Annotated in this window: 11 protein-coding genes; 2 read left to right on the top strand and 9 right to left on the bottom strand. The window is 43.2% G+C overall.

All coding sequences use genetic code 11. From position 1 onward, the window contains the following. Nucleotides 1-75 precede the first annotated feature (75 nt). Entirely contained in the window at nucleotides 76-1,041 is a 966-nt protein-coding gene (locus EHO59_RS04475) for an alkaline phosphatase family protein (protein ID WP_135585142.1), read from the top strand. A gap of 3 nt (nucleotides 1,042-1,044) precedes the next feature. On the opposite strand, the gene EHO59_RS04470 is transcribed toward EHO59_RS04475, so the two are convergent. Both EHO59_RS04470 and EHO59_RS04465 read right to left on the bottom strand, forming a co-directional pair. Further along, entirely contained in the window at nucleotides 1,045-2,199 is a 1,155-nt protein-coding gene (locus tag EHO59_RS04470; protein ID WP_135585140.1) for a tetratricopeptide repeat protein, read from the bottom strand. Beyond that, the gene (locus EHO59_RS04465) at nucleotides 2,196-3,830 is read right to left on the bottom strand and encodes a tetratricopeptide repeat protein (protein ID WP_135585138.1); all 1,635 of its coding nucleotides are present in this window, start codon (nucleotides 3,828-3,830) and stop codon (nucleotides 2,196-2,198) included. Before EHO59_RS04465 ends, EHO59_RS04470 begins: the two co-directional genes overlap by 4 nt. 173 nt (nucleotides 3,831-4,003) lie before the next feature. On the opposite strand from EHO59_RS04465, the gene EHO59_RS04460 reads away from it, so the two are divergent. Next, nucleotides 4,004-4,666, top strand: a complete 663-nt coding sequence (locus EHO59_RS04460) for a class I SAM-dependent methyltransferase (RefSeq protein WP_135585136.1) — start codon at nucleotides 4,004-4,006, stop codon at nucleotides 4,664-4,666. A gap of 72 nt (nucleotides 4,667-4,738) precedes the next feature. On the opposite strand, the gene mtaB is transcribed toward EHO59_RS04460, so the two are convergent. The 7 genes from mtaB to EHO59_RS04425 all read right to left on the bottom strand — a co-directional run bounded on the left by mtaB (nucleotide 4,739) and on the right by EHO59_RS04425 (nucleotide 12,904). Continuing rightward, nucleotides 4,739-6,049 carry a tRNA (N(6)-L-threonylcarbamoyladenosine(37)-C(2))-methylthiotransferase MtaB gene (gene mtaB / locus EHO59_RS04455; RefSeq protein ID WP_135585134.1) on the bottom strand — a complete coding sequence of 437 codons (1,311 nt, stop codon included), beginning with the start codon at nucleotides 6,047-6,049 and terminating at the stop codon, nucleotides 4,739-4,741. Continuing rightward, nucleotides 6,030-6,818 (bottom strand): tetratricopeptide repeat protein, encoded by a 789-nt coding sequence (locus EHO59_RS04450; RefSeq protein WP_135585132.1) that lies wholly within the window; start codon nucleotides 6,816-6,818, stop codon nucleotides 6,030-6,032. Before EHO59_RS04450 ends, mtaB begins: the two co-directional genes overlap by 20 nt. 29 nt (nucleotides 6,819-6,847) lie before the next feature. Further along, the gene (locus EHO59_RS04445; protein ID WP_135585130.1) at nucleotides 6,848-7,273 is read right to left on the bottom strand and encodes a hypothetical protein; all 426 of its coding nucleotides are present in this window, start codon (nucleotides 7,271-7,273) and stop codon (nucleotides 6,848-6,850) included. Between the two features lie 67 nt (nucleotides 7,274-7,340). After that, on the bottom strand, nucleotides 7,341-9,878 hold the full coding sequence (locus EHO59_RS04440) for an ATP-dependent Clp protease ATP-binding subunit (RefSeq protein WP_135585128.1): 2,538 nt from the start codon (nucleotides 9,876-9,878) through the stop codon (nucleotides 7,341-7,343). Between the two features lie 105 nt (nucleotides 9,879-9,983). After that, a complete protein-coding gene (locus EHO59_RS04435) occupies nucleotides 9,984-10,823 on the bottom strand; it encodes an ATP--guanido phosphotransferase (protein WP_210413024.1) in 840 nt (279 codons plus the stop codon). A 4-nt stretch (nucleotides 10,824-10,827) separates the two neighbouring features. Then, nucleotides 10,828-11,520, bottom strand: coding sequence for an ABC transporter ATP-binding protein (locus EHO59_RS04430; RefSeq protein WP_135585126.1), 693 nt, complete (start codon nucleotides 11,518-11,520; stop codon nucleotides 10,828-10,830). 1 nt (nucleotide 11,521) lies between these two features. Then, complete coding sequence (locus EHO59_RS04425; protein ID WP_135585124.1) at nucleotides 11,522-12,904, bottom strand: ABC transporter permease; 1,383 nt, start codon at nucleotides 12,902-12,904, stop codon at nucleotides 11,522-11,524. Nucleotides 12,905-12,947 lie beyond the last annotated feature (43 nt).

The following is a 12,947-nucleotide window of genomic DNA, read 5'->3' as shown; positions in this document are numbered from 1 at the left end:
TTTCTAGTATCGGCGATTCTATCATAAAGAATCAGTCTAATTCAATGGTAGAGCGCTCTTCTTTCGGGCTATAAGATGATATTTTACGTATTTATAGATGGGATCGGATTCGGAGAGAAGGATCCAGAAAAGAACCCTTTTGCAAAGTATGCGAATGGGATTTTTCTTCCCCTGGGAGGAAAGGAGTTTCCTTCCGATATTTCTTCCCGCCTCAAGGACTTGGTTTATTTAAGGACCGATGCAAGCATGGGAGTCAAGGGACTTCCCCAAAGCGCAACGGGACAAACTTCTCTTTGGACAGGGATCAATGCCTGCCAAGTCTTGAGCCGCCACATGAGCGGATTTCCTACCTTCACCTTAAAGCGTATCATAGCAAAATATTCCATTATCCGAATATTAGAAGAGAACGGATTCAAAGCGGATCTCTTGAATTGCTACACTCCTGGATTTGCAGAACACGTTAAAAAGAATCCAAGACATGTATCCGCTTCTACTCTTATACAGATGGCTGCCGACAAACCTCTCAAGGGAATGGACGATCTGAGAGAAGGCAAAGGATTGTATATGGATATCAGCCGTGACTTCCTTCGTAAGTTCGGAAGAGAATTCATAGACAAAGATGATCCAGTATTGGAGATCCAAGATCCTTACAAAACCGGAAAGGATATAGTCCCTGCAGTCAAAGGTGATCATACTCTTTGCATCTACGAATATTTCATTACCGACAAGGTCGGTCATAAGATGAACTGGAGAGGCGCCCAGAAATGTATTCTGGATCTGGAGGAATTCCTGTTAGGAGTCATTGACGCAATGGATCCGGAGGAAGATCAGCTCATCATCACTTCCGATCATGGAAATCTGGAAGATCTAACCGTGGATGTTCACACTCTCAATCCTGTGCCAACAATCTTATACGGAAAATACACGGATCAAATGAAGAATAGCATCAAGGCTTTGAAAGATATACCGCATGCAATTTACGATTGCTTAGGGATCAAAATCGAAATGTCCGAACAAGAATTCGTTCAGACATCCGCTTAACTTTTAGTATTTCCAATCATCATCCAAGCGATCGTCTTCATCGTTAGAAGGTTTGGCCTTAGCAGAATCGCTGTCCTTGTATTTCAAATCGTCTTCGATCTGATCCAAAGCTTCTTTTCTCCAAGTGAGTGCCTTCTTTCCGATAGGAGAATCAGGGTTGCGATCCGCAGCGTCGTGGAACACGGATGCAGCCTTTTCATATTGCCCACTACGGAAATAAATGGTTCCTTTTCGGAATATGGCCGTTTGGTCCATAGTTCCATCAGAATTTTCTAATATTTTGTTCAAATATTGGATTGCTGTTTCTGGTTTTCCGAGAGCGTCATAACTTTCGGCAATATAGTACCAAGCTTGCTCTCTCGCGCTTTCGCTGACTCCGATGTCCAGAGCCTTCTTCAAAGTTTCGATAGCATTATAGTACTGCTTATGAACGTATAACTGTCTTCCCTTCTCCAAAAGACCTGAGCGGAATTCCTTATCCACTGCAATCTTGTCCGGATCGAAGTACGCGTCTGACTGCACGTAATCTTCGTATACATCGTAAGCGGACCAGTCCTTGCCCATTCTACGTAAAGATTTACCCCAGCGGACCCTCGCCTTAACATTCTCCGGATCTTCTTGTAATGCGAGAACGTAGTTCTTTCTGGACTGATCGTAATTGCCCTTCTTCATATAATAATCTGCGATCGCAGAAAGAGCATTGGATCTGAGTTTATTATCACTGGATGTGCGAAGCACTTCTTCGAGATGTCCTTTGCCTTCTTCGTCTCTATTTAAAAGAAGAAGAAGATTTCCAAGACCATAAGCAACCTTCGCTTTTTCTTCTCGGGAAAGACCTTCTTTCTGATTTAACTCACGAAAGATTCCGAGAGCACGCATCTTGTCTCCGGTCTTGTCCAAAGCGGCGCCCAGATCATATTGGATCCTGAAAGAAAGATCTGAACCCACATCCTTGGAAGAAAGCTCCGCAAAGATATCCAATGCCTTGTCGGCAGACTTAGGATTGGAATGTTTTAGGAACTCTTCTCCTTCTCGCACCTTTTCCAGAATAGTACGATTCGAAGAATCATTGTCCTGGATCACAGCCGTATAAATGCCCGTTAAAAGGCCGGCACAGACAAATAAAAATCCTGTTACTAATATGATGGAACGGTTCATCTTTTTCCTCCGCCTATTCTGGACAGACATTGCTTGGTCCAGAATTCGGTTCGTTCCGGATTGTAGGCCTTCGTATCCTTTTGCACAAAATACTTTAAGGCTTTATTATATTCACCTTTTCTATAATAAGACATTCCCATGTAGAACTTGGCTTTTCCACGAATGGAATTATCTCCTGCTCCGGCATAAGGTCCTAATTGCCGGATTGCTTCTGCATATTCATCCTTCCAGAAGGTGGATTTCAATACCCGATCCATTTCTTCTTCGGAAGGTTCTTCCTGTTGAACGATCAAAGGAGCCTTTTCTTCATTGTGAGAAGGTTTCTGCTCTTCTTCTTTCGGATTCTGATCTTCCTTAGGTTCCTGATCCGCAGTTTGTTGCTGATTATTCTGATCTTGCTCGTTTGGATTGGAGCCGATCGCAACGTAAGACTGATCTAGAGTAAGAGTAAAGTCCTCTACTTCTCCCCTTTTTACGGTCACACCGAAATAAACTGTTCCGTCATAGGGTTTCATACGAACCATTACATTCGTATCAGGGTGAGCCATTTCGCCTAACTTTTTGACGTTCCCGCCGAGGAAAGTGGACATTCCTCCCGCTAGAGGTTTAAGAGCTTGGTAAATAGAGTAAACAGTATTCTCGTCCGCTTTCGTAGGAGGTTTCCAATCTAAGCGGATTCCTCCTTCGACAGTAGTTGCATTCAAATCTCGAACATGCATCTCATCGAAAGAAAAGTCAGGATTGGTAACAACAGAATCATCTTCCTTAGGAGGCTTTCTCTTATCCTGGTCATAAACATAAAAATGACGAATGAAGGATTGATTCTGTACTAAAGGTAAAACTTCTTTCAAACCTTGCTTCACGGAGACTCCGTAGTATAAGGTTTGAGACTTAGTCAAATCTTGGTCCAAGAAATTGTTTTCAGGATGAGAAACTTCCGCAAGCTTCTCCGCCTTTCTCATCAGACTCAAACTAGATAAAGGCTCTGCAGATTTATAGATCGTATAAATAGTTTCGCCAGGAATTCCTTTCGGATATGGCTCCCATGTAATACGAACAAATTTACCTTCTCTCTTTGCTGCGATGTCCGTTACGCGCGCATTGTCGGATAAATATTTTTGTTCTTCAGGAGGAGGTACCTGATTATTCACCGGAGGATTTTGGGTAACAGGAGGATTCTGAGCAGGAGGTGTATTGTTTACTTGTGGATTATTTTCGATTACAATCGGAATCGTCGTAAAGTTACGATTCGCAACCAAGCGAACATCTTTCCTACGAACATGATGAGCCAAGACCACTGCATAATAATAAGTTCCCGGCTTTAAATTATAATCAAAGATCTGATTGACTCCATTGGCAACACCGCTAGGGAATTTTCCTAAAGAATCTGCAATATAACATTTATCTGCACTGTCGATAATACTAGAAGATCTCGCTACAATGATCTCGCCGGTTTCTCGCGGGGGATCCCAGGAAATTCGTACGGATTTTCCATCGCGGAGCACTTCCACATTCAAGGAACCTGCTACACTACTGGTGCCGTCCCCGTCTACGCGCAAATCCTGCTGAGCGCTAAGGGCCCCAGACAACAGGAAGCAAAATATGGCTATGATCCGAAGGCGAATTTTCATCTGGAAATAAGGTTCCGAATATCATTATCGGTCTTCCGAATCGAATTTTTTACTTCGGTTTTTCGCACGATGGAAAGAAAATAATAAAAGAGGGGAATTTCAAAAAGTCTCCGCCGCTTTGCTCTTGACTGAAATAAGTAGGCATAAGACATAATACGACTTCCGGTCTTAAGATGATAGATATCGAATACTATTACGATCCAGAATATCAGAATTTCCTTCTTTCCAGTAAACGAAGAGAGCTTACTCCTCCTGAGACCGTCTTTAAACATTTTTCATTCAAAGATGTGCAAAATATCGTAGATTTCGGAATGGGCCTCGGATTTTGGACGGAGAATCTTTTAAAAGCAATTCACAAGGAAGGCTGGGTCTGGGGAGCAGAATGCAACCAAGACTTTCTGGACGAAGTACTTCACTGGAAGAATCGAGAAGATATCCAGAGATTCACTCCCTTCTTCATGGAAAAGGCAGACCGACCCTTATTGCCCGAATGGATCCCAGTTCCCGAAGTCATATTTGCCTCACTAGTTCTATCCACATTTGCGGACCCCGGCCAAGCAATGGACGGACTCATTCGCTCTATGAAGAAGGGTGGGCGACTCATCGTTCTAGATTGGGTCAAGAATGAGTATCCGGTTGGGCCTCGTATCAACGACAAGATCTCTTTGGACAAAATGAAATTTCTCGCAGAACAGTACAAATTAGAGATCATTAAAACTGTTCGGATTAGCGAGAATGTTTATGGGTTAGAGATACAATCCGGCCCTGAATTCGAATATGGCTATTACGATTTAAGAGAAGAAGAAACGTATTCCGAAGAATTGATCCGATCGTAAGATTGCTTTTATTACAAAGCAGAGTAAGGCTTAAATGAGAAACGCCTTACTCTGAACAGAAAACGCGAAGTTCTAAACCGCAGCTAAGATGCGGCCGATTACTTTTCCTTCTTTGCCTGGCTCAGGAACGTAATCACCGATCTCTACTGTGAGGAATTGTCCAGGGCTTAGGCTTCGTAGATCCGATTCCGGAAGAATCGCTTTTAAATAATTATCAGTCACTGCGATCCCGTCTTTTTCTAAGACAGCCTCTCTTTTCTGAGAGAATTGGCTTTCGGCATAAGACTTATGCAGCCTTTGGGAAAGTTGCATGAGAGTGTGAACTCTCTCTTTCTTTTCTTCTTTGGAAACTGTTTCCGGATATTCTTCTGCAGAAGTGTTCTTGCGCACGGAGAAGGGAAATGCATGTATTTTAGCAAAACCTAATTCATCCAGAATCGAACAAGAATCTTGAAAGTCTTCTTCTGTCTCTCCTGGAAATCCTACAATCACATCTGTTCCTAAGAAAAGATTCGGGACCTTGGACTTAGCAAGTTCGATCCTCTTTCTGAATGTCTCAGGAGTATAACTTCTCTTCATTCTTTTCAGAACGGATCTACTTCCGCTTTGTAAAGGAACATGTAAGAAAGGCGTAAATCTAGGATGGGTAAGTAACTCAGCAAGCTCTACTCCTACATCAGGAGGCTCGATAGAAGATAAACGAAGTCTAGAATATTCCAGCTTGTTCAGAATCGCTTCTAACATTTTGGTAAATGATTTTCTTCCTTCTGAATCTCGATACCAACCCAGATTCACTCCAGTCAGCATGATCTCCCCTACTCCATTATCTTGCAGAAAGGAAACCTGATCCAAAACATCATTCCAATTCCTGGAAACTCCCTTGCCTCGAGCCTGAGGAATCTTGCAATAAGAGCACTGACGATCGCATCCATCTTGGATCTTGAGATACGCTCTGGTATGTCCATGAGGTAAAACATCAGAATAGGAGAATCTATCCAAGATCTCAGGTGCAGAAGAGAAGATTCCTTCCTTCTCCAAGATCATTTGAGGAAGTCTGGACTTGTCCTCATTGCCGATAACTCCTGCAATACCTGGTATGGATTCGATAGAATCCTTGTCGGTTTGGGCATAACATCCAGTCACCCAAACTTGAGCACCTGGATATCTTTTGATCGCGTTTCGAATTATATTACGATTTCTTGAATCTGCTTTATTGGTGACAGTGCATGTATTGACTACGACCACATCCGGTACATCTTCTCCGGTTGCAGCAGAATAACCATGTTTGCTTAAGGACGAAAAGAGTCCATCCGACTCAAAGAAATTCAGCCGGCATCCAAGCGTGTGAAATAGAACCTTTTTTTCACCCGGCAGATAGGGCATTGATCCTGGCCTCGACCCTTCTTAAATTTCCTTTGATCTTATCGTCTTCAGGTTTGAGCTTTAACGCAGACTCTAATTGTTCTTTGGCACTCTTCAATTGTTCCAAAGCTTTTTTGACGTTTCCGCGTTTTGCTTCTTGGTTTCCTGCTTTTTCGTACACCAAGCCCAAGTTGTTCAGAACATTCGCGTTAGCCGGAACCAAGGACTGAGCCCACTTTAAACTGACCTCAGCTTTCTCAGCGCTTCCCAAATAGAAATACACCTGAGCCTCTAAGACCAGAGGACGATAATCATTTCCATCTTCTGATTTCAGTTTCTCGATAATAAATAGAGCATCTCTCGCTTTTCCGTTATAGAGCAGAGTAGTCGCATAAAGAAGTCTGACTTCTCTATTCTTCGGATTGACCTCATAAGAATTGCGAATGATCTCCAACGCGTCGCTATTTCTTCCTGCTTGGATCAGATAGCGAGCAAAGTCCATACTGACTGCTGGATCTCCAGGTTTTAATTTCAACGCCTCGAACCAGTGAGTTGCAGCTGACTTAGTTCTTCCTGCATTATAATGACAGAAGGCAGCAAGGTAATGCGTTTCATACGAACGCTTTCCTTGTTCATGAAGCACTCGGATAATCTCCAAGGCCTTTTCAGAATTGCCTTTTTGGAATTCAGCTAAAGCGGATTGATAATCCGGCTGTTCTTGTGCAAAGATTGTCCCTGTGGAAAACACGAAAAGTATCAGGGAGAATAGGATGATTTTTCCTTTGTACATTTGTCTCTTTTCAGGCAGGGGAAAGATTTTTAAGTAGGAACCCCCATCGACTTTGTATTCAAACAATCAATCAAAGAATGAAAAGGTTCTACCGGGTCGATGAAAACGATTATACTTGGATATCGAATCGAAAGAAAATGCTCGATTCTTTCTTCCGAAACGATCAGAAAATCTCCCGTTTCTAAAACAGGCAACCCATCCAAATTCCTGTAGATCTCGTATTCCTCTCTATCGAGGAAATCGGACAACAGCATATAACCGGATCCGAAATAGACCCCGCCTTGGAAGTAGTATTTGTAGAGGACGCGTACCTCGGGAAGAAATAAATCAGGCTGGAAAACGCAGAGAGAGATTTTTTCGATCCCTGCTACAGTCCTGATTTTGCGTAGATGGAACCAGACCTTACGAACCAGCAGATATAGGAGTACAAAGATCACGGGAATTAGGTACGGCATAGACTTTCTCTTTCATAGCCTCCATTCCCGACTTCGCCCCCGCTTTTACACGGAGGCGAGATCGTTCTTATACAAGCGCAGGTTCTTCGGAACGCTCCGGATTGTTCGGAGAGCTTCCTCCGTCCTTTGGATCCGCAGGTTTATAGTCTGTCCAAGCTTCTTCCACGAAGTCCAGTTTCCCTTCCTTGAAGGCTACTGTGATCTTAGTAGGCTCTTTGTAAGCGCCTTTGAGAGTTTGAACTGCCATATAATCTTCCAAATCTCTTTGGAATACTCTGCGAAGAGGACGTGCTCCGAATTTCTCGTCGTAACCCACATCCATGAAGTGATCTTTCGCTTCTTGGGTAAGTTCGATTTGGATCTTCTTGTCCAGAAGTCTCTTATTGGTATCGCGGATCATGATATCCATGATTCCCATAAGCTCTTCTTTTCTAAGCGGTTTGAAGTAAACAACCTCGTCGACTCGATTCAAGAACTCAGGGTTGAAGTGTTTCTTCAACTGTTCTCTTGCTTGGTCGGACTTGTATTTGTCTTCTTCTCCCGAACGATCCTCGAATCCGAGTCTTACGGTGCTAGAGATTTCTTTCGCTCCGATATTCGAAGTCATGATGATGATCGCATCACGGAAGTTGACTTTACGGCCCTTGGTATCAGTCAGGTTTCCTTCTTCCATAACTTGCAGAAGGATATTGAAGATATCATGGTGAGCCTTTTCAATCTCATCCAGCAGAATGATGGAATATGGTTTCTTACGAACGAACTCAGTCAGTTGTCCGCCATCATCATATCCAACATAACCTGGAGGAGCTCCGATCAATCTGCTGACCGCATGAGGTTCCATGTATTCGGACATGTCTACACGAAGCATCGCATCTTGGTCTCCGAATAGGAATTCTGCCAAAGCTTTTGCAAGCTCTGTCTTACCCACTCCTGTAGGTCCAAGGAAGATGAAGGATCCAGTAGGTCTTCTTTCTGCCTTGAATCCAGTTCTTGCTCTGCGAACAGACTTGGCGATCTTCTCGATTGCATCGTCTTGACCGACTACTCTTCGTTTAAGTTCTTCTTCTAAGCGCAGAAGTCTAGCAGACTCGTTCTCTTCCATTCTTTGAAGAGGAATTCCGGTCCATTGGGAAACCACGGAAAGAATATCGTCTTCGTCGATGGAGACTGCGAAGTCGTCCAATTTCTCCTGCCAAGATCTGATCTTTTCTTCCAGAACTTGTTTCTTACGATTTACTTCGTCTCTGACTCCGGCAGCTTTTTCATACTCTTGAGAACGAACCAGATCTTCTTTCTTTTGAGAAAGTGATTTGATCTCTTCTTCCAAGTCTTTCACTGCTTGCGGACGAGCACAGTTCGCGAGTCTAGCTTTTGCTCCAGCCTCGTCGATGATGTCGATCGCCTTGTCAGGAAGATATCTATCGTTGATATATCTATGAGATAGTTTTACGGATTGCTCCAATGCGCGATCCGAATAACGGACCTTGTGGTGAGCTTCGTATGCTTTCTTCAATCCTGTAAGGATAAGGATCGCATCATCAACCGAAGGCTCGGCCACTTTTACGACTTGGAACCTTCTCTCCAGAGCGGAATCTCTCTCAATATACTTGCGATATTCCGTGCTGGTGGTCGCTCCGATACATTGCAGTTCTCCACGAGCCAAAGCAGGTTTCAGGATGTTTGCGGCGTCCACCGCACCTTCTGCTGCTCCTGCTCCGATCAGAGTATGCAACTCGTCGATAAAGATAATGATATTATTTGAAGAAGAGATCTCTTTCATGATCTTCTTCAATCTTTCTTCGAATTCACCTCTGTATTTGGTTCCTGCAATCAGGCTGGCCAAATCCAAAGAAAGAACTCGTTTCTCGAAGAGTAGATCGGGTACGTTTTTCTCTACGATCGCAAGAGCTAAGCCCTCTACGATTGCAGTCTTACCCACTCCTGATTCTCCCACAAGAACAGGGTTGTTCTTGGTTTTGCGGGAAAGAATCTGGATCACTCTTTGGATCTCATTGGATCTTCCAACGACAGGATCTAGTTTTTTATCTCTGGCAAGTTGTGTTAGATCACGTGCAAACTCATCCAAGATTGGAGTCTTGGTTTTTTCGGCACGCGGCGTTCCTGGCTGTGCTGTCGGTTGGCTCGAAACTCCCACAGTGCTAGTCGGAGGTGCGCCTAGCAAGCGGAGGATCTCTCCTTTGATTACATTATAATTCACGCTGAATGAATACAGCGCTCCGCCCGCGATATTATTGTTATCGCGAAGCAATGCGAGAAGGATATGCTCAGTTCCCACATAATTATGTTTCAGACGTTTTGCTTCTTCTTTGGAAAGCTCGATGATCTTTTGATATCGATCTTGCCCTTGTGCCATATCCATCAACAGTGTACCGGAGTTTTCTCTAGTCCTTCTCTCTACTTCTTTACGAAGCTCGTTGAGGTTGATGTTTAGGTTATTCAATATTTTTATCGCGACCGAATCTTCTTCCTTCAACAAACCTAATAAGATATGTTCAGGGCCTATAAATTCGCTGCCAAGACGCTTTGCTTCGTCCTGTGCGATCTCGTTGATTACTCGTTTTGCTCTTTTAGTAAATTCCAACATGTGTGCACGCCCTTCCTGCTGGCTTCTGTAGGTTAGACTGTATTCGCATCCAATTTCCAACTAGGGAGCCGGATCTTCCCTTAAAGAATATATCGGATGACTTAATCAAAAAGGATTATGGGGCAAAGATGCTTTTGTCCCGTCTTTTCCACTTATTACCAGTAAAGCTAAATAGGAAACCAAATTGAAAAAGGAATTTTTTCGATTCTGTCCGAAATTTTTACGGAAAAAAACCAATCTCTCCTTCAATTCTTCCCGATAGAAGCCCCAGTCTGTAGGCAATCGGAAACCGGAAAGATCTCCTGTCTCTGCTAGCTTTGCGGGAATGGAAACCGATAATTTATCTCCATGACCCGAGTTTGTAGGACAAGAATTCACGAAGCCTATTCCCTCTAAGAAATCAAACCGATCTCTGACCCAGAATTTTCGCAAAAAATCCGACTCTAGAATAGAGTTTAATTCAAGAAGAGAATCGGTTACATATTCCCAACGAATATGATCCTCGTCTCCTGCAAGTAGAGTCCCCGAATTCCAAGGAAATCTATCTCCAAAATCAGGAATTCTAGTATTTTTTTGAGAAGGAGTCCTATCTTCTTCCCAACTTGCAGAAGAAGATTCCAAAAATTCCCTCAAGAACCGGTTCGTTTTCCCTGATTGTTTGGGATAAATACTATTTCTTGGATTTCTTGCAACCCTGAATCTATAGGTAAAAGGCAATCGATAGGAGTCTATTTTCTCCAATCTTTCTGACAAGGAAATCGTTTCCCATTCTTCCCAGAGAGAGGCAGAGGTAAACTCTGGGAGCGGTTTCCAATCCTCAGCGGCTTGCAGGGGAATGAACTTGGTGTATTCTTCTCCCAGAAAACGGACACAATGAGAGCAGCCGATCTTGCCCTTTTCCTTCCAGTCTGAAAGTGTTAAGCCGCAATAAACGCAAGCTTCCACATTATTATACCGTTTGTGGAGATGCGACCGGTCTTAACTTTCCTTGGAAGATCTGGTTTCGTTTATGAGCAAGCGCTGCGAGCTCCATATCGTGGGTCACCAGAATTAAACTGAATCGCAAATCCTTTTGCAATTCTTGGATTAGGTTCATTAGATTTCTTGAATTTTCTCTGTCAAGGTTTCCAGTCGGTTCGTCCGCGAGAATGAGTTTCTTTCCTGCGACAAGCGCTCTTGCCACACCCACTCTTGCGCTCTCTCCTCCCGATAATTGAGAAGGATAGCTGTCCAGCCTGTCTTTCAAACCGACTTTCTCCAACATTGATGTAGCTTCTTCTTTTGCCTTATTGGGGGAATATCCTCTAATGAGCAACGGGATCGAAACGTTTTCCAAAGCGGAAAAATCCGGAAGAAGTAAATGATGTTGAAATATGAATGCGATCTTTTCTGCACGAAATGCTTCTTTGCCTTTTTCGTCCAGCTCGGCCAGTTTGATCCCGCAGACTTCTACTTCTCCGGAATCGAATGTGTCCATAGCGCCGAGTATATTCAATAAAGTTGATTTTCCGATCCCGGATTTTCCTTCAATAGAAAAGATCTCGGCTTCTTCGACATCCATGTCCAATCCATCGATGACGGAAAATTCTTTTTCTAGGACATGATACTTTTTGACTAGGTTTCTAATTCTGATGATACTCACGTTAGTCGTTCCTTATCGTGTCCACAGGATTCAAGCTAGCGGCCCATCTTGCTGGAAAATATCCTGCAATTCCGGAAAGGATAGTAGCCGCAGTCGTAACCATGAAGATAAATGCGATATTGATATCCACAGGGATCTGATCAAAGTAATAGATCCTCTTCGGCACCAATTCAACAGGACTCCAATCGGATCCTGAAAGTGCTGCAAAGTCGGGACCGAACATATTGATGATCTCTTCTATCCCGCCTACTATGCTTTCTAAGGAATTTGCCAAGAAGATACCGGTCACTCCTCCGATCAAAGAGGCGAGAATCCCGACTAACATTGCATTTAGCGTAAAGATCAAAAGTATATCCGAAGAAGGAAGCCCGAGAGCTTTTAATACTCCGATGGATTTTCTCTTTGCTCTTACTAAGGAATAAACGGAAGCAACCATTCCTAAGGCAGCAAGGATGATAAATGAGAATACGATAATAGAGATGATCGTCTTTTCGAGCTTCAATGCAGCGAGTAGATTCTCTTGTTCCTCTGCAATTGTTCTCACGGAAAGAGAAGAAGCGGATTCGACTTCTTTTTCAAATTCTGCATCAGAGAACAATCTATGCAATTTGCGTTTACAGAGTGCCAGATCATCCAAGGATTTCACCTTGATTGTGATCTGATTCACGGCCTCTCTCATCTTAAAGAATTTCTGAGCAGTAGGAAGTGCCATATAAACAAAGCTTGAATCGAACTTGTAGTTTCCTGTTTTAAAGAAACCGGAAACTCGAAAATTCTCCACGCTCACTTCGACACCTTTTCCGAGAGAGAATCTTCCCCCAGGAACTGCAAGAGTGAGTTGTTTCCCTAAGCCGAAATTATAGAGATCTTCCATTTCTTTTCCCAAGATAATGAAGTTCTCTTTATTCATCTGCGTTAGTTCATCTCGGTTATAATGAACCACTCTCGGAAAACTTGGAAGTTTATGTGCGAGTAGATCTTCAACACTCGTGACAGGGACTGCTTTAATCAAAACGGGATAAAAAATATTATATCTTTGGATAAGACCGTGGCTTTGGATCCCGCCTTCGACCGCTAAGATCCTGGATTTAAGCTCCGGGGTCTTTTCGATAAACTTGATGATCTTTTGGTAGTCCCGGATCTCTCCGCCATTGGAACTACTTTCAATTGTAATATGTTCTCCGCCTTGCCACAGAGATTCCTTCAATTGTCTTTGAAAACCGTTGAAGATGGAAAGAACAACGATCAAGAGTGAAACTCCGACTGCCATCACGATAAATGAAACCCTGGATTTCAGGGACAAAAGACCGGTAACGCGGGAACCTCTGATATATCGGGATGTGAGAAGAAGGATTAAGGGAGATCTTTTAAAGAGGAAATTCATCGGTTGAGCGGGCGAAATTAAAATACCCGCAAAATTCCTTAGT

The sequence above is a fragment of the Leptospira semungkisensis genome (assembly GCF_004770055.1).
In the GTDB taxonomy this organism is placed as follows: Bacteria; Spirochaetota; Leptospiria; order Leptospirales; family Leptospiraceae; genus Leptospira_B; species Leptospira_B semungkisensis.
Note: the sequence above shows the minus strand (reverse complement) of the source record. Positions and strands in the feature narration are given on the sequence as shown.